Below are 21,573 nucleotides of genomic sequence, written 5' to 3' on the forward strand. Positions count from 1 at the left end.
GAAGAGGGGAGGAACGTGGGGCGACGTGGGACGCCGCCGCGTCGCTTCACGTGAGGAACGTCTTGAGCTCGTGCACGAGCTTCTTGATGTGACCGGAGATCACCGGCGTGCCGAGGTCCTTGAACCGCTCCCGGAACCACGGGTTGACGCTGCCGCGCCCCCCGCTGGTCACCGAGCCCACCGGGATGAACTTCGCCCCCGAGCGGTGAATGGCCGCCATGCTCTCGAACAGCTCGTCCGTGCGCCATTCGTAGAAGTCGGAGATCCACACCACGACCGTGTTGCGCGGCTCGGCGATCTTCGGCTGGGCGAGCGCCATGGCGACCGTGCCGTCGGTGCCGCCGCCGAGCTTGGTGCGCAGCAGCGTCTCGAACGGGTCGTGCGACCACGGGGTGAGGTCCAGGGCCTGTGTGTCGTACGCGATCAGGTGGACGTCGACCTTCGGCAGCCCGGCGAAGATGGACGCCAGGATGGTGCAGTTGACCATCGAGTCGACCATGGAACCCGACTGGTCCACGACCACGATCAGCCGCTGCGGTGTCGTCTTGCGGCTGGTGTGCCGGTAGTAGAGGCGGTCGACGTAGAGCCGCTCCTCCTCCGGGCTCCAGTTGGTGAGGTTCTTCCAGATGGTGCGGTCGATGTCGAGGTTGCGGAAGACCCGCTTGGGCGGGACGGACCGGTCGATGTCACCGACGGTGGACTTCTCCACCTGGCTGCGCAGCACCTGGGAGACCTCGTCTACATAACGCCGGATCAGCGCCTTGGCGTTCGCCAGGGCCACCCCGGAGAGGTTGTCCTTGTCCCGCAGCAGCTGCTCGATCAGCGACATGCTCGGCGTCAGCCGCGATGCCAGCGCCGGGTCGGCCAGTACCTCGCGCAGACGCATCCGCTTGACGAGACCGGCCTCGATCGAGCCCAGTTCCGGCCCGATCTCCGGAATCAGCCGGCTGAGGTCCGGCGTGGGCGCTCCGAAACCGGTACCGGTCGGGCTGACGCCCCCTCCGCCTCCCGTCCGCCGCACGCCGCCGCCGCGCCCCCCGCGCAGCTCACCGGGCCGGCAGCCCAGTGCCCGCTCCAGCCAGCCCGCGTCGGACTGCCAGCGCGCCAGCTGCTCGGCGGTGACGGCACCGGAGCCGGAGGTGAACACGTTCAGCAGCACCTTCGACGCGAGCGCGGCGCGCCGCACCTCGGCGGCCCGGTCCCGCGCGCCGTCCTCCCCGTCCGGCGCGGGCGTCATCAGCCCGTCGAACTCGGCCGCCAGTTCCGGATGCCGCTGCACCACGGAGTCGACCGACGCCCCCGGGTCGAGCAGCGCGGGCGGCAGACCGATGTCCTCGACCACGGCGAGGCTCGCCGACTCCAGGGACGCCTGCTCCTCGGGGTCGAAGAGCCGGGCCAGCAGCCGCCAGTACAGCACCTGCCGCCGGTTCTCGTCGGCGTCGGGGACCGGAGCTCCTCCGGTACTCTCCTCGCTCATTTCCGCAGCAGCTTTCCGGCCCGCTCGCGCAGCACCGTGACGGCGTCGGTCGCCGCCTTCTCGGCCCGCACGCCGGCCTTGTCGGTCGTCCCCCCGGCCCAGGCACCGGCGTGCACGGCGACGGCCTTCTTCCGCACGGTCCGCTCGACGGCGAGCGGCTGGAGCAGGAACCGCCCGGCGTCCCAGCGCAGCAGCGCGACACACGCACCGGACGAGGCGATGACCTCGGGGGTCAGCGGACCGGCGGCCGGAACCCGGTCGACGTCCACGGCGAGACGCTGCCCGGCGATCAGGAAGGCCGTCCCCTCCTCGCCCTCCTTGCCCTCCTCCACCTCGTACCCCTCCACCAGCACGGGCACGGCGATCCGCACCGGATGCCGGTCCACGGGCGCGACCGGAGCGGCGACCGCGGTGGGCAACGCCACCCGCGCGGTGGTGAACACCTCTGCGGGCTCACCCGTCCTGGCCCGGGCGTCGTCCCAGAGCAGATCGCCCTCACCGGTGACGGGCATCGCGTCGATCTCCATGGCGCGCCCCTCGCTCACGGCGGCCAGCAGCGACAGGTGCGGCCGGAGCAGCTGCCACAGCCCGGCCCCGACGACGGTGTCGGGCTTCGGTGCGGACACACCGGCCCGCACCAGCCTCGGCGCGCCCCCGTCCGCCGGCTCGAACACGGCGTGCACCTGTGCCTGGACGGCGGTGGCGTGCTCCTGGACGTCCACGCCGAGCGGCAGCAGCCGGCCGGTCACCTCCGCGACGGCGGGGGCGGCAGCCGCACCGGGCAGGGTCAGCAGCACGGCCCGCGACCACAAGTCGGCCCACCGGCGCACCGGAACGCGCTCCAGGGCCGACCCGGGGCAGGAGGCGGCGAGTTCGGCGGCGAAACCGTCGAGCAGCGCGGCCAGGCGGCGCAGACCGGGTTCGGGGAGCATCGCGGACACCACCGGGGCGGCCCCCGCGACCAGCTCGTGGTCGATCCCGCGCCATCCGGCCCGCGCCAGATCGCACAGCCAACCGCGGGCGGCGATGAGCAGGTTGGCCGGGTGCTCCGGGCCGCCGTCCGGGCCCGTACCGCGCTCGTCCGGGCAGGGCCGCCCGACGGCCTCCGCCACCCGCGCGACCAGCGCGTCGTGCACGGAACCGAGCAGCGCGCAGCGCGCGGCGGCGAGTGCCACGAGGTGGTCCTCGCCGGCCGCACCGGCGGCCGTCTTCTCGGCCGCCTCGGCGACCCGCCCGGCCAGCGGTGACCCGGCGACGGCGTCGGCGATCCCGGCCAGTCCGACGGCCTGCGCCGGCTGCGGACGGAGCAGCCCGTCGACGAGCGCCTCGTCGAAGCCGTCCACGGCGGCGAGCGCCTCGTCGAGACCCTCGATGACGTCGGTCAGCGCATCGGTGCGCATCAGGCCACCGCCCTCGTCGTCGGGAACCACTGCATCTCCGGCAACGGGGTGGTGACCGGGGCGAGTTCGAGATAGGCCAGGTGCCGCAGGAACCGGCTGAACACCTGGGCCGCCGCCGAACGGTCCCCCGGCGCGGGCCGGGCGGCGGACATGGCGCTGAAGACGGTGTGCGCGTCGGGGTCCTCGCCGCCGGCCTCCACCTTCAGATACCGGGCCACCCGCTCGACGCCGTACTGCAGCACGGCCTCGTCGACGAGCGCGCGTATGTGGTTGCAGAACCCGCCCCGCGCCCCACCGCACGGCCGGTTGTTGTTGGTGCTGCACGCGTAGGCGTACGTCCCGGCCTCGACCGACGACACATACACCCGCCCGATGTCCGACCCACTGGACACCACACCCTGCAACCGCCCGTCCGCCAGCTCGACGAACGGCACCTTGGCAAGTTTCCGCGGCCGCGCGGACGGCACCACCCGCACCGTGCTCGACCTCTCCCAGACGGACAACGCACCATCTCCCATGCATGCGAAAGGGGATGTCCTCACCGGACCGGCGGGACTGGAAAAGAATCTAGCGACGACCACTGACAACGCCGCCCGGCCGGCGATCCGGGGCCCTCACCCAGCCGACTTGATCATTCGGGGAGGACCGGTCGATACTTGTCCACCGTGCGTCAAGTGACCGTTCGTGTCCCTGACAGCACCGGGTGAGAGCGTGAGCGCATGTTCCCACCGGGATGTCGTTCCCTCCGATCCCCATCCCTCCAGGCGGTACAGATGAAGACGAGACTGTGCGGTGCGGGTGCCGCCCTCGGTGTGCTCCTCGCGATAGCCGCACTGCCGGCCCCGGCATCGGCCGACCCCGGCACACCCGTGGCCCTGCCACTGGGCCCGTCCGACCTTCCCGAGACCCGTACCACGCGCACCCTGCAGCCGGGCGTGACACTCACCCGCATCGTGCGCGGCTCCCTGGACCCGGCGCACCGCTGGACCGTCGAGGCGTCCATCCCCGCCGGCGACGACTCCCCCGACCCCGACGCACCCGCGACCACCCTCAAGGACCGCGCCAGCGCCGACGAACTGGCCGCCACCCTGCGGGGCGAGGGCTTCGAGGCCCGGGTGGAGCAGGTGACGACACCCGAGACGGCCGACTACGAGGGCGGCGTGCTCGGCTGGCGGGTACGCGTCGGCTCCTTCGAGGCACAGGCCGACGCGACAGCGGAACGCACCCGGCTGAGAGCGGCCGGCCACACCGGAGCGGTCACCTACACCGGCTGGGACGGCGAGTCCACCGACCGCGGCCCGTGGCGCGTCGACGTCCTCACCATCGACCCGAGCGTCTTCCGCGGATCACTCGACGCGTCCTACGGCCCGGACCTGGAGAACCGTGAGACCACCAGCGCCCTCGCGAACGCCGCCGGTGCCACCGCGGCGGTCAACGGCGGCTTCTTCGTCTTCGACTCACGCTTCGGCGCTCCCGGCGACCCGGCCGGCGTGGGTATGTACGACGGCCGTCTGCTGAGTGAACCGGTGAGCGGACGCCCCGCCCTGGTCGTCCAGGCCGACGGCCGCCGGAACCAGGTCACCCGCCTCACCTGGCAGGGACAGGTCGTCTCCGGCCGTTCCTCCCTCACCCTGAACGGCATCAACCGCGTACCGGGCCTGATCAGGAACTGTGGCGGCAGCCCGGGCGACAGCCCCACCGCGCTCCCGCTCCACGACGCGACGTGCACCAACCCCGACCAGCTCATCGCCTTCACCTCCGACTACGGCCCCGTCACGCCCCAGGGCGAGGGCGTGGAAGCCGTACTGGGCGCCGACCACCGGGTCGTCGAGGTGCGGTCCTCGCGCGGCGGCCCCCTCCCGGCCGGCGGCAGTTCGATCCAGGCGACCGGCCGGCACGTCGCCGCACTCAAGGCCCTTGCCCGCCCCGGCGTCCGCCTGTACATCAGAACCGCCCTGCGGAGCGACGAAGGACGCGAGATACCGGCCTCCCGCCGCACGAACGTCATCAACGCGGGCCCCGAACTGGTCCGTGACGGGCAACTCCACGTCACCCCCGCCACCGACGGCATGGTGCACGACGGCAACCCGAGCTGGTACTACGGCTGGGTGCACAAGCGCAACCCGCGCACCCTGGCCGGCACCGACGCGGCCGCCCGCACCGTGTTCATCACCGCCGACGGCCGCGGCACCGACTCCCTCGGCCTGAGCATCACCGAGGCCGCGGCGGTCGCCCAGTCCCTCGGCCTGCACGACGCGGTCAACCTCGACGGCGGCGGCTCGACCACGATGGTGGCGAACGGCAGCGTGATCAACACCCCGTCCGACGCGGCGGGCGAACGCCCGGTCGGCGACGCCCTGCTGATCCTGCCGCCCCCGAACTGACGGCGGGCGCCGGGGACGTCCGAGAAGCGCCACTGTCGCGGAGGGGCACCTGTGGTGAATCATGCCCCGGAGCAAGTCCCCAGCCCAGCTGACCCGCAGCCCGGTTGACCCGTTCACGCCGCGACGAACCGCGAACCGCACCGCAGGGAGCCGATGTGACCGCCGTCCCGACCCTCCGAGCACGCGTCCGGCGCCTCCTCGCCGTACTCCTGCTCCTCACCGTCGCACCCACCACGTCGGCACTCGCGGCCTCCCCACCCGGGGCGGCCGCTCCGGCCGCTTCCACCGCTCCGGCCGCCCCCACCACCGAGCAGGCCACCGCCTCCGGTGCGCCGGGCAGCCGGCACGGCGCCGAGGTCGTCGACGTCACCCAGGTCGCCGACCGCCAGGTCGACCTCTCCGTCCGCTCGACGGCCCTCGGCGGCCGGACGGTCAAGGTCCGCCTCCTCACCCCCGACGGCTGGAACCCGGACGACCGACGCCAACACTGGCCCACCTTCTGGCTGTTGCACGGCTGCTGCGGCGACTACACGTCCTGGACCGCCATGACCGACGTGGCGGAGACCGACAGCCTGCGCGACGTCCTCGTCGTCATGCCCGAGGCCGGCTGGAACGGCTGGTACAGCGACTGGTGGAACCACGGCGAGGGCGGCGACCCCGCCTGGGAGACCTTCCACACCGTCGAGTTGCGGCACCTCCTGGAGCGCGACTGGGGCGCGAGCCGCAACCGTGTCGTCGCCGGCCTCTCGATGGGAGGCCAGGGCGCCCTGCTCTACGCCGCCCGCCACCCCGGCATGTTCAAGGCGACCGCCGCCTACTCCGGCTCCGCACACCCGCTCCTCAACGACGAGTCGGTCAACCGCATCATGGGCCTCTTCGCCGGCCAGAACAACGACCCCCTCCGCGTCTGGGGCGACCCCGTCGCCCAACGCCGCATCTGGCAGGCCCACGACCCCGTCCACCTCGCCAAACGCCTCAAGTCCCTCCCCGTGTACCTGTCCTGCGGCGACGGCACCACCGGCCCCCTGGACCGACCGGGCGCCACCAGCGCCCTCGAGGCCGACTTCAACCGCCAGAACCACGCCCTGGCCGCGGAGCTCAAGCGCGTGGGCGCGAAACACGTCACGACCAACTTCTACGGCCCCGGCACCCACACCTGGGCCTACTGGGAACGCGAACTGCACGCCTCCCTCCCGATGCTCCTCAGCGCCCTGCACAAGTGAAGCGTGCACGAGGTCACCGATGCCAGGTCCGCCCGTGCCCGACGCCCGCCACCCGCGGGCGAACGGGCACCGACCGCGGACGGCACCGGACCACGGTCAGGAGCTGACGCTCACATACGGGCGCGCAGGTACGAGTCGAGCTCCGTGGCCCCGGCCGGCAGGTCCCGTCCGCGGGCGGACAGCCGGGCGTGCCCGTCGCGCAGAGCGCGATGATGGCCGGCAACCTCCTCGCCCTCGCCGAGCGGGGCCCTGCGCTCGTGCACGCCCACAACAGTCACCTCCAGCGGGACAGGAGCACGATGCGCATGTGGGACCACCCCCTGCTGGAGTGGTGGAGCGCCGGCGCCCTGGTGAGCGACCCACTCGGCGAGCAGTACGCCTTCCTGGCCACCGCCCTCGGCACGATCCGGCACCATGGAGTGGACGCCCCGCCTCCGGCCACCCTCGAAGGACTCCTGTACGCCCTCCCCGAGGACCGGTATGTCATCGACGCCGCCGGGCTGTACGCCGCGCTCGGCGACAGGCTCCCCACCCTGCGGGAGTCCCCGTACTTCGGCTACGCCCCGCTCGACCCGGCCCAACTGCCGCGCATGGCAGGGGTGGTGTACGTCAGCGACGTCCCGCACGGCTAGGGTCTGTCCCCATGACGTAGTGATCGGTCCCTCCCTCACCTCCACCGGAAGGACGTGGCGGCGCTGTTCGTGGGTCTGGGTCTCTTCGTGGTCTGCGCTGTCGGGGCGCTCGTCGCCGCGGCGGGCGTCGTCTCGGTGGCGCTCCCGGGCAGGCCCGAGCCCTGGGCGGTGCTCCTGCCGCGTCGGGGGGGCGGCAGCTGCCGCGTGGGCGGCCGCGGCCGTCTACTCCCTGGGCTTCTTCGGTGTGGTGGCGTCGGAGCAGGCGTTCGGCGACGGCGCGGACTCGATTCCGGCTCCGGCCTGCCGCGACGGCTTCGACGAGGAGACCAGGCAGGGCCTCTCCCACCACCGGTCCTCGTACCTGCCGCTGCGCTTCGACTGCGTCCGCGACGACGGCTCGGTCTACCCCAGTGACCCCGACTACGTGTGGATGAACTGGGCGAGCGCGTCCCTGGCCCTGGCCTCCGTCCTGCTCGCCGTCGGTGCCGCCTACGCCGCCGGGTCCCGCGCCCGGAAGGCCGCGACGACGTCATGACCCTGCTCACGGTCTTCGTCGTGCTCGTGGTCGCCCGGGTCGCGCTGCGCGGCCTGCTGGTGCATCCGCTCCTGCCGTGGTGGGTGCGGACAGCGGTGTTCTGGTCACTGCCGCTCTGCGCCCTCACCTGGGCCGTGATCATGATCGCGGACGACCCCGTCCTCTTCCCCGACACCGCCCCCTGCCCCAGGGTGCCGATGCGTGAGGGCGTCCTGGGGGACGGGGAGGTCTCGGGAATCTCCACTCCCTTTCCGCCGCGCGCCTACTGCCAGTGGGAGGACGGCACCGTCTACGACCTCGCGCCCGGGGCCACGTTTCTCTTCTGGGTCTTCTTCGCCCTGACGGTCGTACCGCTCGGTGCAGGACTGTGGCACGCCCTGCGGGACCCGAGGTCGCTGCTGCGGTGAGACCCGTGCGACGTGACCCCGACACGGCCAGTTCCTCAGCTGCACGGGCTGAGGATCTCGTAGAACCGGAACCCCGGGCCGCGGAACGATGACCTTGTGTCTGCCCTCTTCCATGCGGAGCGCATCCGCGGATGAGTCGACCGTGGAGTCCACACGTACCAATGTGACGTCAGGTCGACCACCCACGGAGGTGCAGAACGCGAGTGACCGGGACTATCCGGGCTTTTGTTGACGTCGTCAACGGTCAACGATGATTGATGTGCGACATGGAAATGTGTACGGTGACCCTATGCCACAGACTCCGGCCACTCCGACGAACCCGTTGGTAACCGGTTCCGAGATCGCCCGTATCGCGGGCGTCACCCGTGCTGCCGTGTCGAACTGGAGGCGGCGGTACGACGACTTTCCCGCACCGGCCGGTGGCGGGGCCAACAGCCCTCTCTTCGATCTGGCCGAAGTGCAGGCCTGGCTCGACAAGCAGCGCAAGGGGCAGGACGTCACCGACGAGGTGCATCTGTGGCAGGTGCTGCGCGGGGTCTACGGCGACGACATGCTCACAGGGCTCGCGGATGTCGCTCAGCTTCTCGCTGCCCCTGGCGGCGAGAAGCCGCCCGCCCTGCCCGAGCAGGCGGTCGTCCTGGCCCGGCGTCTGGCGGAGGAACGTTCCCCCGCAGAGGTGGTGAACGACCTCGCCGAGCGGTTCACGGAGTCCGTGCGTCGCGCGGGATCGGACCAGGTGACCTCACCCCGAGTGGTCCGTGCCGTCCAGCACTTCGTCGGCGACACGTCGGCCGACGCGGTGCTGTTCGACCCCGCCTGCGGAGTCGGCACCCTTCTCCTCGCCCTCGGCTCAGCTCCTGGCATCAGGCGCTACGGTCAGGAAGTGGACGCCCGCAGCGCGCGTTTCGCACAGCTGAGGGCCGATCTCTCCGATCGGACCCACATCGATGTCAAACAGGGCGACTCCTTGCGCGCCGACCAGTGGCCACAGATCAAAGCCGACCTGGTCGTCTGCGATCCGCCGGTCAGCGACACCGACTGGGGACGGGCGGACCTGCTCCTCGATCCTCGCTGGGAGCTCGGTACCCCCTCCCGGGCGGAGGGCGAACTCGCCTGGCTGCAACACGCCTATGCGCACACCGCACCGGGCGGCCGCGTCATCATGGTGATGCCCGCTTCGGTCGCCTACCGCAAAGCCGGCCGCCGTATTCGCGCCGAGCTTGTGCGCCGCGGCGTCCTGACGCAGATCACCGCTCTGCCGCCGGGGACGGCCGCAGCCCACGCCCTCCCCGTGCACCTGTGGCATCTGCGCCGACCGCGGAATGCGGACGACGCGGCCACCGCCGTGCGTATGGTCGATCTGACGTCCAACGCCCCGGACGGTCCCCTGGAGGCAGGTCCCGAGCAGGTCACCGACGTTGCCCAGATCGACCTGCTGGACGATCTCGTGGACCTCACCCCGGGCCGCTACGTGCAGGAGTCGCACCGCGACTACGGAACCGAGTACGAGAGCCTGCGCCAGGAGCTGGCCGAGCAGGTGCGCAGGCTGGCGGAACTGCTGCCGTCGCTGACCTCGAACGAGTCGACCGGTGCCCTCGACGGGCCCAGCGTCAGCGTCGCCGACCTGATCCGGGCGGGGCTCGTCGAGTTCGCGGACCCGGAGCCGGTCTCGACCAGCGACCAGCTCGACACCGACTTCCTCCAGGGATTCCTGCACAGCACCGCCAACAGCCGGCGCTCCACCAGCTCCAGCGGCACCTTCCGTCTCGACAGCAAGGGCGCTCGCATCCCCCAGATGGACATCGGCACCCAGCGCAGGTACGGCTCCGCGTTCCGCGCGCTGAGGGAGTTCGAGGAGCGCTCGCGCAGGGTCGCGGAGCTGAGCCGTCAGATCGCCGCACTGGCGCAGGACGGACTGAGCAACGGTGCTTTGAGACCCGAGGGCTGACGCGACGCGGACGCCGGGAGCGGGCGTCCGCGACTCACGATGCCAGGAAAGGGCTGGCCGCCCCGCTCCACGACACCGCGAGCGCCTCCCGGGCCCTCGTACACGCCACGAACAGCAGGCACCGCTCCCGCAGCAGGTCGGACTCGTGCTGCAGAACGTCCACGGCGGCCGGCGTCACCTCCCGGGAGAACGGCACCGCGCCGGCGGTCACACCGAGCACCGCGACACAGCGGAACTCAAGGCCCTTCATCGCGTGCATCGTGGCCAGCCGGACGCCGTCCACCTTGGCCCCCGGGTTGTCCCTGACCCGGGCCACGGGCACCCCGGCCGCCCCCAGCTTGTCGTACGCCTTGTCGAGCAGGACGTTGAACCGGGCGCACACGCCGATCTCCGACGGACGGATGCCCCGCCCGATCCAGTCCTGAACGCGTGCGACGAGCGCCGTGACCTCTTCCTGCTCCGAGCCGTACCCGGCCACCTGCGGTCTGCGGCCGTGCAGCAGTGAGCGGTAGCCGGCCAGCGTGTCGCTGCCCTCGCCGCCCAGGTCCTCCACCGTCACCTGACTCAGCAGGCCGGTCGACCAGGTCAGGATCTCCTCCGTGCTGCGGTAGTTGAGCCGCAGCCGGTGAGTGCGCCCGGTCACCGCGATACCCAGCGAACCCAGTGAGACCTTCGAGTCGTAGATCCGCTGGTGGGGATCGCCCGTGATGAACAGGTCGTCGCTGCCCGGAGCCGCCGCGCCCCGCAGCACCCGCCACTGCGCGGGATGCAGATCCTGCGCCTCGTCCACCACCACATGGTCATGTGTGGCCGGCGACGCCGCCAGCAACTCGGCCGCCCGCGCACACACCTTCAGATACGTCGTCCCCTTCCGCTCACGCAGCATCGTCTCGAACAGCTCGACCGCCGGCCACAACCGCTGCCGTCTGCCCGCGGGCAGTGCGCTGCCCCGGCCGCGCCGCGAAGCCGCGAGATAGTCGTCCACCGTACGCAGATCCTGTGCCAGGACGACATGCCGGTACTCCTGGGCGAGGAACTGCTCGGTCCACGGCAACCCGAGCTTCTTCACCACCCGCTGCCACACCTGGCGTTCCTCGCGGTCGCCGACGGGCGAGGGGGCCTTGCCGTCGAGACGCGTCACGACGCCGTGCGCGTAGGCGTTGACCGTGGTCACGTCCACCCGCTCCAGCAACTCCTCGTCCCCGTCCAGGAGTAGCGACAGATTTTCCCGCAGGGTCGCCGCCAGTGCGTTCGTGTACGTAGTGAGCAGGATGCGGCTGTCCGCGGAGCGGCCGAGCAGATGCTTGACCCGGTGCAGGGCGGCGACCGTCTTTCCGGTCCCGGGGCCTCCGGTGACCTGCACCGGACCGCTGTAGGACACCCGGTAGGACACCCGGCGCTGCGAGGGGTGCAGGAAGACCCGCCAGGCCGCGAACGGCTTCTCCAGGATGTCGGCGAGTTCCTCCGGACCGGTGACCAGGGTGATCCGGCTCGTGGTGTTGGCGATCGCGACCGCGAGGCTCTCGTCCGGATCGGGAGCGGAGGCCACCGGCCTGCGCACGGCGACGACGTCGCGGTAGACGTCCTCCGGGCCGAACCCCTCGGCGAGGTACTGCAGCACCTCGAACTGGTCCTCCGGCAACAGCGTTCCGAACGCCTCGAGTTGTGGCTTGTCGATGATGGTGCGCACCGCGCGGAGCACCTGGTCGTCGAGGCCCAGCTCACGCAGTACGGTGTCCGAGTACCGAGCGAAGAGCAACGAAGGCGCGGCCGATGCTGCCTTCTCCAGCTGTGGCGTCAGCTGTTCGATCGCCACCACGTTGCGCACCTCGAGCGCCCGCGTCGCGGCGTTCGTCGTGTACAGCCGTTTGGCGGCCCAGGTGTAGGCGTCGTCGTGCCGGACGACGTTGACGAGCAGGAACACGTCGCTGCCGTCGTCCGGCGCCAGGACGACTCCGCGCCAGAAGTCGTTGATGCGGATGGTTCGCATCCGCGGATCCCGGGCCTTCTCGACGGACTCCAGATGCAGACCCTTGTCCGCCTGCAACTCGGGAACGCTGAGCTGCTGGAACTTCTGCATCGCCTTGCGTACACCGGCCCGCACGGGTTTCTCCAGGAGGTCGTAGCTCTCCCAGAAACTGTTGGCGAACGCAAGCTGCGGCACGTGTCCCCCCGCCCCTGAATGGACCGTTCGGGGCCGATCATACGCATCGGATGCACGCCGCCTGCGAGGTACTGAGGTGTGAACATCCGAAATGATGTTTGTTGACATCATCAACGGGCTCTCTCTATGGTTCCCCTGTGCACTCCCTCGGCACTGAAGAGGCGGGGTGTGTACGTGAACAGCCACCGGCACTACCCCTGGGGGGACCATGCACGCCCGTATCCGAATCGCCGTCGCCGCGGCCGCAGTCCTCGGTGCGCTCACCCTCACCGCCTGTGACACCGGCAGCACCGTCGTGGACAAGCCGAAGGAAAACGTCACTGCCCCGGCGGACAGCGGCGGGAGCGCCACGAAGGAGACGTCCGACGCTCCCGAGGTCGCCAAGGTCGGCGACACCCTCACCCTGGAGGGCTTCGAGGAGGGCAGCAAGCTCGACGTCACCGTCGTCAAGGTCGCCGACCCGGCCAAGTCGGCCGACGAGTTCATGGAGCCCGCCTCCGGCAAGCGGTTCGTCGGCGTCCAGTTCCAACTCGTCAACACCGGTGAGGCGGCCTACAGCGACAGCCCGTCCAACGGCGCGCAGATCGCGGACAGCGAGGGCCAGCAGTTCGATGCCACCTTCGGGGACATCACGGCCGGGCCGTCCATGGCCTCCAGTCTGAAGCTCAAGCCCGGCGCCAAGGGCCTCGGCTGGATCGTCTTCGAGGTTCCCGAGGCGGCGAAGGTCGACACCGTGCAGTTCACCATGGACTCCGGGTTCGCCGACAAGACCGGTGAGTGGAAACTGCGGTAGCCGCGGTAACAGGATCCGTCCCAGGAGGTCGCGTCAGGCATTCCGCATGTGCCGCGCGACCTCCTCGACGTCGGCGAGCAGCCCCGCCGGTTCCTGGTCCAGGTCGAGAGCGTGCTGGTGGATCAGGATGCCCGCGTGGCGCACCCGGTGGACCGCGTGCGAGGCGTTGCCCCTCGCATAGACCAGGTGTCCCGCGCCCAGTCCGAGGGCGGTGCAGTACGCCAGCATCTGGTACAGGTCGGTCTCCGGGTAACCACCCCGCTGCTCCGCCTTGTACTTCGCGTCCGCGACGGCGCACGGGATGCCGTCCGGCCCGTACAGCACGAAGTCCGGCCGCATGCGGACGGCGGCGGCCTCGTCGAGGTGGTGGCCGTCCTGGAGGCGGGCGGTGTGACCCGATCCGCGCAGGGCGTCGCGCAGGGCGACGGTCACGAAGTCCTCGAAGAGCCTGTTCATGTCGAACAGGAAACCGTCGACGCGCAGGCCGCCGAGCCCGTGCTCCGGAGAGGCGTCCTGCAGCACGGCCCGCGCCAGGGGGAGGGCGTGGTGGTACCGGGCGTTGAGGCGGCTCGGACGCCATTCGGGCAGGGGCCGGCCGCGCACCGGCACCGTGACATCCGCCAGCCGTGCCCGCTGGTGCAGCAGCCTCCGGCGCACCTCACGCGGAACTCCGGGCAGCCGCAGCAGTCGCTCCACGGCCCCCCGCAGGATCCGGTTCTCCGCGATGTCCGTCGTGAAGTCGTCGTACGCCACCTCCACCGGCAGCGCAGCCCCGAACCGGCGCCGTATCTGCTCCGCCTCCCGGATCCGCCCCCGTACGACCGGTGAAGTCTCCTCCGTCACCCGGTAGCCCTGCAGCAGCCCTTGGCGCAGGGCCCGGTCCACCTGCCGCTCCACCGCGTGGGCGAGCGCCGGCAGCAGGTCCCGGTGCTCGGCGACCTCGACCTCACCGTCCCGCCAGGCACCCGTGGGGTCGAGGCCGTAGCCGAGCAGGAAGAAGAGGCGGGCGACCGGCACCTTGGGGACGATGCGGACCGTGAGCGGCGCGTCGTGACCCGGCACCGTGAGCGTGACGGCCCCGACCGTACTGCCCGCCCGCACCGACCAGTGGCCCGGTGAGTACGGGTCCGGCGCCGCGTCCACGATGCGCAGCGCCGCGAGCGCCCGCCCCACACCGTCCGGCAGGGCCACGCCGACCGCCGGCGCGTGTTCGACGAGCTCGATGACCGTCGTCACCCCAGTGACTCCCGCAGCGCCGCCAGCCCGTACCGCCTCTCGACGTCCACACCCTCGCCGTAGTGGTGCTCCTCCAGCAGCGGCAGGATCTTCGTCCGCCAGGTCCGCTCCAGCCCGCCCTCCCGGTACACGCCCTTCTTCATCAGGTACGAGGGCCCGATGCGGAAGTCCGGGTCGTCGATCCGCGTGTTGAGCGCGTCGAGCAGGTCCGCGGGCTCGGCGTCCCGGCCCTCCCGCTCCAGCCACCGGCGCAGCAGGCCCCTGGTCGGCTCGGTGCGCGGGGACAACTCGACGAAGGCGAAACGCCGGCGCATCGCCGCGTCCACGAGCGCGATGGAGCGGTCGGCGGTGTTCATCGTCCCGATCACGAACAGGTTCGGCGGCAGTGCGAAGTCGTCCCCGGAGTACGTCAGCCGCACCGACTTGTTGCGGTACTCCAGCAGGAAGTACAGCTCGCCGAAGACCTTCGCGAGGTTGGCGCGGTTGATCTCGTCGATGATCAGGAAGTGCGGGATGTGCCGGTTTCCCTCACGGGAGGCGAGGTCGGCGAGCTCGCGCAGCGGCCCGGCGGTGAGCCGGAACGCCACCTCGCGGGTCTCCGGGTCCTCCTGCGGCCGGAACCCCTCGAAGAAGTCCTCGTAGGAGTACGACGGGTGAAACTGCACGAGCTTCACCTGCTCCGGACCGCCGCCCAGGAATTCGGCGCACTTGAGGGCGAGATACGTCTTGCCGGTGCCGGGCGGTCCGTAGAACACGAGCTGCCGTTCGTCCCAGAGCAGCTCGCGCACCTCCTCCAGCCACTCCGGATCGTGCACGAGCAGCTCCGCGACCAGCTCTCCCGTCGGCGGGGGCAGTTCCAGCTCACGCCGGGCCGTGAGAGCGGGAATCTCCATGCTGGGGTCGCGATCGGTGGCATCGGCTTCGTCGATCAGATCCTGATCGCTCAACCCGAGGCCGTCGATGAGGTCCTTGACCATCGTCAGGTCGACCACGTCGTGCTGACTGGACAGACGCTGCTGCAGTTCCTCCGGCAACCCGTCGTACGGATGTCCCTGATCCGCCCAGTCCACTGGACGACGCAGATTGGATCGCCCGTCCTCGGAGTCGACCTGCTCGGCGGGCCCCGCGATCTCACCGACGTGGAACCGCCCACCGGAGATGGTGCACATCGTGTCGCCGGGCCGCATGCGGGAGAGGAACGCGTGGATGTCCTCGACCAGCTGCATCTTCTGGTTGTACGTCGCGGTGGACGCGTAGTCCTCGTCGACTGCCGCGCGCAGCCTGTCCTTGCTGACGCCCTGCTCGACGCCCTTGCGCAGGTGGCGGGCCGAGAGGGAGACCAGCCCCTCGGACAACCACAGCCGCTGAACGAGGTCGAGACCGGAGACGTTCGACCCCCGCACCAGCCAGGCGCGGTTGCGCCCCCACCAGACCTGGTCGAGATAGTCGGCGAGCGGATGTCCGTCGGCCGACTTCCATTCCTGCCACCCATTGGAGCTGCGTCCGACCAGGATTTCGGCAGCGGCCGACGGGGAGTTGCATTCGATGTCCCGCGTCGTCTCCAGCCAGCCGGGCCAGCGCGTGGACTCGGCCAGTGCGCCCTCGCCGATCAGCCGTTGCCGCAGCCGGTAGGACGACTGCATACGGTGCGGGAACGAGGGCACGACCTCCGCGCGGGCGGGCGACCCGGCCAGAACGACGAACCTCTGACTCCCGTTGGTGCCCTTGACCGTGAGGAGCCGCCCCCGCGCCTTTGGACCACCGTTCGGCAGGTGCAGCCCGAACTCCGGGTACTCCGCCGTCCCGGAAGGGGCCTTCTGCTCCTCGCTCACACCTGCTCCTCGTCCGTGGAGTGCCTGGACCGTCCTCCAGGACCCTATGTGTCGGTGGACCGGCCCCGCCGCTCGCGTCCGCGAAAGACGGAACCGTCGGTCATGCGTCCGTGCGCCGGACCACGGGTGCGGTCCCCGGCCCGGCATCCAGAGCGGCCAGCAGGACGGTGACTTCCTCCAACCGTGCCCGGATCTCGGTCGGCGCCGGCGGCAGTTCGTACGTGCGGTAGTGGCAGGTCGCGCTGAGCGCCGCCCACGTCGTGCGGCACCGGCGCGCGGTGTCACGTCCCGCGTACCACTCCAGGCACAGCATGCGGTGCTTGCCCACCCGGGTCATCCTCGGGGTGATCCGCCGCCAGTAGGCGTCGAGTGCCTGCTCCAGCGCCATGCGCAGCAGAACCGCGGCAGCGCGGGCGCGCAGGCCGGGGGCCAAGGTCTGCCTGGTCCCGGCCGGAGGCAGCAGCAGCTTGCCGGCGTCGGCGACCAGACCTTCCGGAGTGACTGTCACTGCGCACCTCCAGAATGTCCGGGAGCCTGCCCGTTGCCCGGGCCACCGGAGCGGAGGATGGACATGGCCAGGCCCTTGGTCCTGGAGACCAGAGCCTTGCGGTCGTCGACCGTGGGCAGGGGCGCATGCGTGCCCGAGTTGAATGTCTGGATCAGAGACCAGCCGCCTGCCCGGATCCGCTCGACGGTCCCCTGCGCGTCCCGCTTGGCGTCCCCCAACAAGGCGAGGGCCACGTACTCCTTGGTGCGCTCCAGGGACGCGATGCGCTCCTCCACCTCGGGCAGCGGCAATCCGTGCTCGTCGCGGAGCCGACGGCGCGCCGTGACCAGACAAGCGACCTCGATCGCACCCCTGCACATGGCCGGGAGCACCCGGTCGGCCACATCCTGGGGCATCTGTCGGTCGAGGGAGATGGCCCGCGCCTCCGCGAGCGCCTGGTCCACGGGGTCGGTGACCGTCTCGACGCCGACTACGGAGTCTGTCTGGCGGGTGACCCGCAGGACGGTCGCGCGGATGCCGAGATGGGTGATCGCCTGCTGAAGCCGGGTGTCGTGAGTGAAGACGATCACCTGGCGGTCCTGGGCGAAGACGTCGAGCACTCGGGCAAGGCCTTCCACCTTTTCCGGGTCCATGGACTGCACCGGGTCGTCGATCACCAGGAAACCGAACGGGCTTGCCCCGTGCGTGGCACGCGGCAGGAACAGCGAGAGTGCCAGTGAGTGCAGCTCCCCCTGGCTCATCACGCTGTAGGCGGGAGCGGTCATGTCGTCGACGCTGACGTCCAGTTCGACCCTGCCACGACCCGGAGTTCCGGCCAGGGTCACGGACCCGAGCGTGACGCTGCTGTGCTCGCACAACTGTTGCCACACCTTTTGGGACTGTTCGGCGAACGGACGCAACCGCTCGTCCCGCAGTTCGTCGATGACCGAACGGAGCCACGCGCGAGCCTTGGTCGCGTGAGGCCGACGCACACGCGCCGCCTCGGCCGCTTCCGCCACCGCCAGCCAGCCGGCGAGCCGCATGGCCGTCGACTGCCACTCGCCGTCGTACTCGGCGAGTTCCAGGGTCGATTCCTCCCGCACCTGCCGACAGGCGTTCTCCAGGGCGACGGCCGCCCTGTCAGCCCGGTCGGCCAGTTCCGCGGTGTCGGTGATGCTGCGGCACATGGCCCAGTCCCGCCAGAGCTCCGCCAACGGGGAACCGGCCTTCTGCAACCACGCCGGGACGGGGTCGATCACATCGTGGAGGGCCTGCCGTGCCTTGACCACGGCTTGCAGGGCACCCTCCGCCTGGGCGGCCTCGTTCTGCAGCCGTTCCACTTCGGCCCGTGCGTGTTCGGCCCATGAGCGGTCGAGTTGTCCGGGGTTGCCGCACACCGGGCAGTCGGCGGAGTCGGAACGGCGCCGGTGGTCGAGCGCCGCCTCCAGCAGCTTGGCCAGCCGCCGGGCGTGCTCGGCTTTGCCGTGCCGGGTCTCCTCCGCGCGAGCCGCCGCCTCGCGCAGTCGAGCCACGGCACCGGATACCTCCTGCAGATCGGGGCCGACGAGGCTCGCCTTCTGCCGCAGTCCTTCCAGCTCGGCCTCGGCGGCCGGTGAACGGCTCGCCAGCAGGGCCCGCACCCGGTCGAGGTCGGCTCGGGTGCCCGACAGGGCCTCGGCAGCGTGCCGGGCCCTGGGGTCCTCCAGTCCGGCCAGTTCACCGAGCACCTGCTCCGTGTGTTCCTTCTCGCGTTCGACGGCCTGCCGGCACTCGCCCACCGCATCCCTGAGCCGGGCGTCGAACTCGGCGAGCAGTTCCAGACCGAGGAGTTCGAAGAACGCGTCGTGCAGATCGCCCAGCGTGCCGTTGATCATCGAGCCGAGTTCGCTGTACGGCAGGAAAGGACGCGCGAGGTCGAGTGCCGCGGCGTCGACCACTTCCTCCAGCTTCCGCTCCGAGCCGTCGGCCCCCTCCGCGTGCGTTCGGGCGTCGTCGACTTTGGCTCCGTACCAGGTGCGCCGCACTGTGACGGGTTCGCCCTGCTCGCCGACGCACAGTTCGACGGACACCTCGGGCGTCACGTCGGGGCTGTGCAGGTTGCGCCACCCCTGCTTCCAATCACTCGCCCGACGCTTGTCCCAACGGGAGTTGCGTCCGGTCAGGGCCGTCTCGGCGGCCTCGGCGAAGCTCGATTTGCCCGATCCGTTGGGCCCGGCGACGACCACCAGCCCGGGGCCCGGCGGCAGTTCGAGGGTGGTGCGCGGGCCGATGCCGCGCCAGCCGACGGCGGTGATGGAGCGGAGCTGCACGGGGTCGGCTCGTAAACCGCTGCTCCTGGCCGACTCGTCGGGCAGCAGTTCGCGCAACAGGGATCGAGCCTGCGGAGCGAGATCCGAGCCGTCGAGTCGCGCGAGGAGAAGCTCTCGCACGGAGACGGGGTGGTCCGCAGGGGATTCGACGGAGGGTTTCAGCTGGTCGCTCACGGACTGTTCCTTTCACGGCAGGGCGACGTGAGGTGCGCCTGAGGGTGATGATGCGGCATGTTTGCACGACCAGACTGAAGCATATTTGTGAGCGTTGTCAACACACTTATGTCATCGCAGGAATTCGAAAACGTGTACGTGAGTGGGAGTGTCAAGACATCGAGCCGTAGAGGCGTACAGGAGGCTGCGGATGCTGGAGCGACTTGGCACCATGTGGTGGGGCGATCCGTGCCGGCGGCGCATGACGTGTACGCGGGTCCGGTGACGGATCACGTGTGCCGACCGAGGGGGAGCCGTGACGGACTGGATATACATCCTCAACCCGAACAAGGACACGCTGGACGGGGAGCCGTCCGACAAGGAGACGATGCGCCGACTTGCGGAGGAGGAGCCCGAACTCGAACTGTGGCTCAGCCGCCGCAACCGCATGAAACAGGGCGACCGCCTCTGGTTCTTCTTCACCAGCCCGGCCTCGGCGGTCGCCGCGGTGGCCGAGGTCGACGAGGAGCCCTGGGAGGACCCGGAGGACCCCACTGTCTCGTACCTGGTGGCGGCGACTTTGCTCACCGAGGCCACGAAGGCGCTGTACCGCGATCCCGTGGAGCAGAGCGAACTGCGGCTCGGGCAGGTGCGAACAGTACAGATGGTGAAGCCGGAGGCGCTTGCGGTGCTGCTGGCGCGGGCCGGGCTCTGACCAGCACGGTGGTGATCCGGTGCCCCGGAGTGCCCCTACGGAGGGGGCGTTCCGGGCGGGCCGGTCGATCATAGGCGCATGACGACCACACGGTCCCCGCACAGCTTGCGCAGGTCGTCCTCGTCGGAGGTGAAGACGGTGACCGGCCCCGGCTGTCGCAGGGCGACGGCGGCCAGGGCCGCGTCGATGGCGTACTTGTGGCCGTGGAGGCCGGCTTCCTTGAGCAGGCCGATCGCGTCCTCGGCGATGTCCTCGCTCACCGGCTCGACGTGGATCCGGGAGAGAGCCCAGTGCCATGCCGGGAGATAGGTCCGTACGTCGTACGCCTCGATCAACGTCATCGAAGTGGTCATGACGCGGATACCGAGCCGGTGGGCGTCCTTGATACGGACACCCGTCCGACGCTCGCCCCGCACCCAGCGGGACAGACCTTCGCAGTCCAGAAGGTAAACCGGGTCCCCCGTCATGCGGCCGCCCCCCGCTGTCCCTCCGGCGCGACCTCGACCGGCTCACCGGCGGCCACCCGCTGTGCGCGGGCCAGCTCGGCATGCCTGCGCTCGATCTCCCGGCGCTCCGCGTCCGCCTCCGCCAGCTCGGCCTCGGTGGCCTCGCCGTACTCCTCCTCCCACCAGGCGACCGCCTCTCCGAGACGGTCCTGCTCCCGCTGACGCTCTATGGCGTGAGTGACGTAGCGGCTGAACCCGCCGGGGCCCACCTCGGCCCGAATGGCCTCGGCGAGCTCCTCGGGAAGCGTGACGGTGTACTTCTTGGTTGCCATACCGTCGACCATACCGCTCTTGTTCCTGATGGGAGACCCGAGCGAGGACGACCTCACTCCATCGAGTACGTCAGTGGTCGTGATCAGCCGCCCGGCCGTCGCACGTGAGGTGGGTCGCTGGGTGAGGTGCCAGCCCGCAGGGCTGGTCCTTTTCCCAGCGGCCTCCTCCCGAACCCGTCGTGCGGCGTTAACCGCAGTGGGCTCTCCAGTGATGTTCGTGAACTGCGGTTTCGTGGCCGTCGTGGATGCCCTCGTGGCAGGGCGGGCAGACCATGAGGGTCTTGCACCGTTTCTTTGCCATGAGGGCGGCCCAGTCGGGTTGCGTCTGCCCGAGTCGGTCCAGGTCGGCGAGTCTGCGGATCTGGTGGACCTGGGTCCTCGCGGCCTGTCCGCAGAGTTCGCAGGTTCCGGCCAGTAGGCGCTTGGTCAACTCGCGTCGTGGTGCCAGGCGTTGGGCAGGGTCGCGGTCGGTCAGGATTGCGGCCTTGTGCCGTTTGAGTGGAATTCCACCGAACTGCGCGACCAGCGGTTTCCTGCTCGGAGGCCGGGTGATGCTGACCTGGAGGCACTTGCGTGGCCCGGCCGGGGTGTCGATGGTGGCCTTGTGTTTCCGGGCCGCCTGCGACATGGTCGAGCGGTGCTTGTCCGCCAGGGAGCACAGCAGCGAGGACTGCATGACCCAATGCAACCGGTTCAGTCGAAAGACTTCACCGGCCAGCAGGTAGTAGTTAACGATTCCGCGGTACCTGGCGCCGTAGATGCTGACGAGCGTGTAGTCGTCCAGGCGGTACATTGAGGGCTGCCGCGCGGGTTTCCCGCGTGCCAGGTATGGTGCGCATTTTGCCTTGATCACCTCTTGGGGGACGTGCAGTGCAACGGTTCCGTTGGTCGACCGGCGCTTGCGCCGGCTGCCTCGTTTCCGTTCCGCTCTGCGGTCGTCTCTTTGGACGGAGATCTCATAGCCGAGGAATCGTGCCCTGCCGGTTCTTCCAGGTATCGTGCCGGCCACGGCCCCGGCGTAGTGCCGTGATGTCCGCTTTCGTGCCGGTCGGTCAGATGCCGTAGGCGGCGAAGGCATCGTTGTGGCGGTGGAGGTCGCG

The 21,573-nt window shown here is 70.4% G+C and carries 18 protein-coding genes and 1 pseudogene; 8 read left to right on the top strand and 11 right to left on the bottom strand.

Annotation, left to right across the window (positions count from 1 at the left end; genetic code table 11):
• Positions 1-46: 46 nt before the first annotated feature.
• The 3 genes from ACIF9R_RS35055 to ACIF9R_RS35065 are packed head-to-tail and all read right to left on the bottom strand — an operon-like array spanning position 47 to position 3,395.
• Positions 47-1,477 (bottom strand): VWA domain-containing protein, encoded by a 1,431-nt coding sequence (locus tag ACIF9R_RS35055; protein ID WP_399986641.1) that lies wholly within the window; start codon positions 1,475-1,477, stop codon positions 47-49.
• Positions 1,474-2,907, bottom strand: a complete 1,434-nt coding sequence (locus ACIF9R_RS35060; protein WP_399986643.1) for a hypothetical protein — start codon at positions 2,905-2,907, stop codon at positions 1,474-1,476. Before ACIF9R_RS35060 ends, ACIF9R_RS35055 begins: the two co-directional genes overlap by 4 nt.
• Positions 2,877-3,395: a hypothetical protein gene (locus ACIF9R_RS35065; protein WP_399986644.1), complete on the bottom strand. Its 519-nt coding sequence runs from the start codon at positions 3,393-3,395 to the stop codon at positions 2,877-2,879. The genes ACIF9R_RS35060 and ACIF9R_RS35065 overlap by 31 nt, the downstream gene beginning before the upstream one ends.
• 255 nt (positions 3,396-3,650) lie before the next feature.
• Here ACIF9R_RS35065 and ACIF9R_RS35070 point away from each other — a divergent pair, with 255 nt between their 5' ends.
• From ACIF9R_RS35070 to ACIF9R_RS35095, 6 genes and pseudogenes are all read left to right on the top strand, one after another.
• The gene (locus ACIF9R_RS35070; protein WP_399986646.1) at positions 3,651-5,261 is read left to right on the top strand and encodes a phosphodiester glycosidase family protein; all 1,611 of its coding nucleotides are present in this window, start codon (positions 3,651-3,653) and stop codon (positions 5,259-5,261) included.
• Positions 5,262-5,416: 155 nt separating this feature from the next.
• Positions 5,417-6,484: an alpha/beta hydrolase gene (locus ACIF9R_RS35075; protein WP_399986648.1), complete on the top strand. Its 1,068-nt coding sequence runs from the start codon at positions 5,417-5,419 to the stop codon at positions 6,482-6,484.
• Positions 6,485-6,693: 209 nt separating this feature from the next.
• Positions 6,694-7,116 (top strand): annotated as a pseudogene (locus ACIF9R_RS35080) (erythromycin esterase family protein); the annotation flags it as partial.
• A 247-nt stretch (positions 7,117-7,363) separates the two neighbouring features.
• On the top strand, positions 7,364-7,651 hold the full coding sequence (locus ACIF9R_RS35085; protein WP_399986650.1) for a hypothetical protein: 288 nt from the start codon (positions 7,364-7,366) through the stop codon (positions 7,649-7,651).
• Positions 7,648-8,058: a hypothetical protein gene (locus tag ACIF9R_RS35090; protein WP_399986652.1), complete on the top strand. Its 411-nt coding sequence runs from the start codon at positions 7,648-7,650 to the stop codon at positions 8,056-8,058. Before ACIF9R_RS35085 ends, ACIF9R_RS35090 begins: the two co-directional genes overlap by 4 nt.
• A 289-nt stretch (positions 8,059-8,347) precedes the next feature.
• Positions 8,348-10,006 carry an N-6 DNA methylase gene (locus ACIF9R_RS35095; RefSeq protein ID WP_399986654.1) on the top strand — a complete coding sequence of 553 codons (1,659 nt, stop codon included), beginning with the start codon at positions 8,348-8,350 and terminating at the stop codon, positions 10,004-10,006.
• A 34-nt stretch (positions 10,007-10,040) separates the two neighbouring features.
• Here ACIF9R_RS35095 and ACIF9R_RS35100 read toward each other — a convergent pair whose 3' ends face one another.
• Positions 10,041-12,170: a UvrD-helicase domain-containing protein gene (locus tag ACIF9R_RS35100; RefSeq protein WP_399986656.1), complete on the bottom strand. Its 2,130-nt coding sequence runs from the start codon at positions 12,168-12,170 to the stop codon at positions 10,041-10,043.
• Positions 12,171-12,378: 208 nt separating this feature from the next.
• Between ACIF9R_RS35100 and ACIF9R_RS35105 the strand changes: the two genes are divergently transcribed.
• Positions 12,379-12,963, top strand: coding sequence for a DUF4352 domain-containing protein (locus ACIF9R_RS35105; RefSeq protein WP_399986658.1), 585 nt, complete (start codon positions 12,379-12,381; stop codon positions 12,961-12,963).
• A gap of 33 nt (positions 12,964-12,996) precedes the next feature.
• Here ACIF9R_RS35105 and ACIF9R_RS35110 read toward each other — a convergent pair whose 3' ends face one another.
• The 4 genes from ACIF9R_RS35110 to ACIF9R_RS35125 form a co-directional block, all read right to left on the bottom strand.
• On the bottom strand, positions 12,997-14,199 hold the full coding sequence (locus ACIF9R_RS35110) for an McrC family protein (protein ID WP_399986660.1): 1,203 nt from the start codon (positions 14,197-14,199) through the stop codon (positions 12,997-12,999).
• On the bottom strand, positions 14,196-16,031 hold the full coding sequence (locus tag ACIF9R_RS35115; RefSeq protein WP_399986662.1) for a DUF4357 domain-containing protein: 1,836 nt from the start codon (positions 16,029-16,031) through the stop codon (positions 14,196-14,198). Before ACIF9R_RS35115 ends, ACIF9R_RS35110 begins: the two co-directional genes overlap by 4 nt.
• Positions 16,032-16,131: 100 nt before the next feature.
• Entirely contained in the window at positions 16,132-16,539 is a 408-nt protein-coding gene (locus ACIF9R_RS35120; RefSeq protein WP_399986664.1) for a hypothetical protein, read from the bottom strand.
• Positions 16,536-19,001, bottom strand: a complete 2,466-nt coding sequence (locus tag ACIF9R_RS35125) for an AAA family ATPase (protein ID WP_399986666.1) — start codon at positions 18,999-19,001, stop codon at positions 16,536-16,538. The genes ACIF9R_RS35120 and ACIF9R_RS35125 overlap by 4 nt, the downstream gene beginning before the upstream one ends.
• 295 nt (positions 19,002-19,296) lie before the next feature.
• Here ACIF9R_RS35125 and ACIF9R_RS35130 point away from each other — a divergent pair, with 295 nt between their 5' ends.
• Complete coding sequence (locus ACIF9R_RS35130) at positions 19,297-19,695, top strand: hypothetical protein (protein WP_399986668.1); 399 nt, start codon at positions 19,297-19,299, stop codon at positions 19,693-19,695.
• 68 nt (positions 19,696-19,763) lie between these two features.
• Here the strand turns inward: ACIF9R_RS35130 and ACIF9R_RS35135 are convergent, their stop codons facing one another.
• The 3 genes from ACIF9R_RS35135 to ACIF9R_RS35145 all read right to left on the bottom strand — a co-directional run bounded on the left by ACIF9R_RS35135 (position 19,764) and on the right by ACIF9R_RS35145 (position 21,551).
• On the bottom strand, positions 19,764-20,162 hold the full coding sequence (locus ACIF9R_RS35135) for a hypothetical protein (protein ID WP_399986670.1): 399 nt from the start codon (positions 20,160-20,162) through the stop codon (positions 19,764-19,766).
• On the bottom strand, positions 20,159-20,473 hold the full coding sequence (locus tag ACIF9R_RS35140) for a hypothetical protein (protein ID WP_399986671.1): 315 nt from the start codon (positions 20,471-20,473) through the stop codon (positions 20,159-20,161). The genes ACIF9R_RS35135 and ACIF9R_RS35140 overlap by 4 nt, the downstream gene beginning before the upstream one ends.
• A gap of 187 nt (positions 20,474-20,660) precedes the next feature.
• Positions 20,661-21,551 (bottom strand): group II intron reverse transcriptase/maturase, encoded by an 891-nt coding sequence (locus ACIF9R_RS35145; protein WP_399986673.1) that lies wholly within the window; start codon positions 21,549-21,551, stop codon positions 20,661-20,663.
• Between the last annotated feature and the right edge of the window lie 22 nt (positions 21,552-21,573).

Source organism: Streptomyces sp. NPDC086080 (assembly GCF_044540255.1).
Classification (GTDB): domain Bacteria; phylum Actinomycetota; class Actinomycetes; order Streptomycetales; family Streptomycetaceae; genus Streptomyces.

Bases quoted from the DNA above. Each gene is read 5' to 3' on its own strand.
- ACIF9R_RS35055 (WP_399986641.1), bottom strand. From the start codon at position 1,477: ATGAGCGAGGAGAGTACCGGAGGAGCTCCGGTCCCCGACGCCGACGAG.
- ACIF9R_RS35065 (WP_399986644.1), bottom strand. From the start codon at position 3,395: ATGGGAGATGGTGCGTTGTCCGTCTGGGAGAGGTCGAGCACGGTGCGG.
- ACIF9R_RS35070 (WP_399986646.1), top strand. From the start codon at position 3,651: ATGAAGACGAGACTGTGCGGTGCGGGTGCCGCCCTCGGTGTGCTCCTC.
- ACIF9R_RS35090 (WP_399986652.1), top strand. From the start codon at position 7,648: ATGACCCTGCTCACGGTCTTCGTCGTGCTCGTGGTCGCCCGGGTCGCG.
- ACIF9R_RS35095 (WP_399986654.1), top strand. From the start codon at position 8,348: ATGCCACAGACTCCGGCCACTCCGACGAACCCGTTGGTAACCGGTTCC.
- ACIF9R_RS35105 (WP_399986658.1), top strand. From the start codon at position 12,379: ATGCACGCCCGTATCCGAATCGCCGTCGCCGCGGCCGCAGTCCTCGGT.
- ACIF9R_RS35135 (WP_399986670.1), bottom strand. From the start codon at position 20,162: ATGACGGGGGACCCGGTTTACCTTCTGGACTGCGAAGGTCTGTCCCGC.
- ACIF9R_RS35140 (WP_399986671.1), bottom strand. From the start codon at position 20,473: ATGGCAACCAAGAAGTACACCGTCACGCTTCCCGAGGAGCTCGCCGAG.
- ACIF9R_RS35145 (WP_399986673.1), bottom strand. From the start codon at position 21,551: ATGCCTTCGCCGCCTACGGCATCTGACCGACCGGCACGAAAGCGGACA.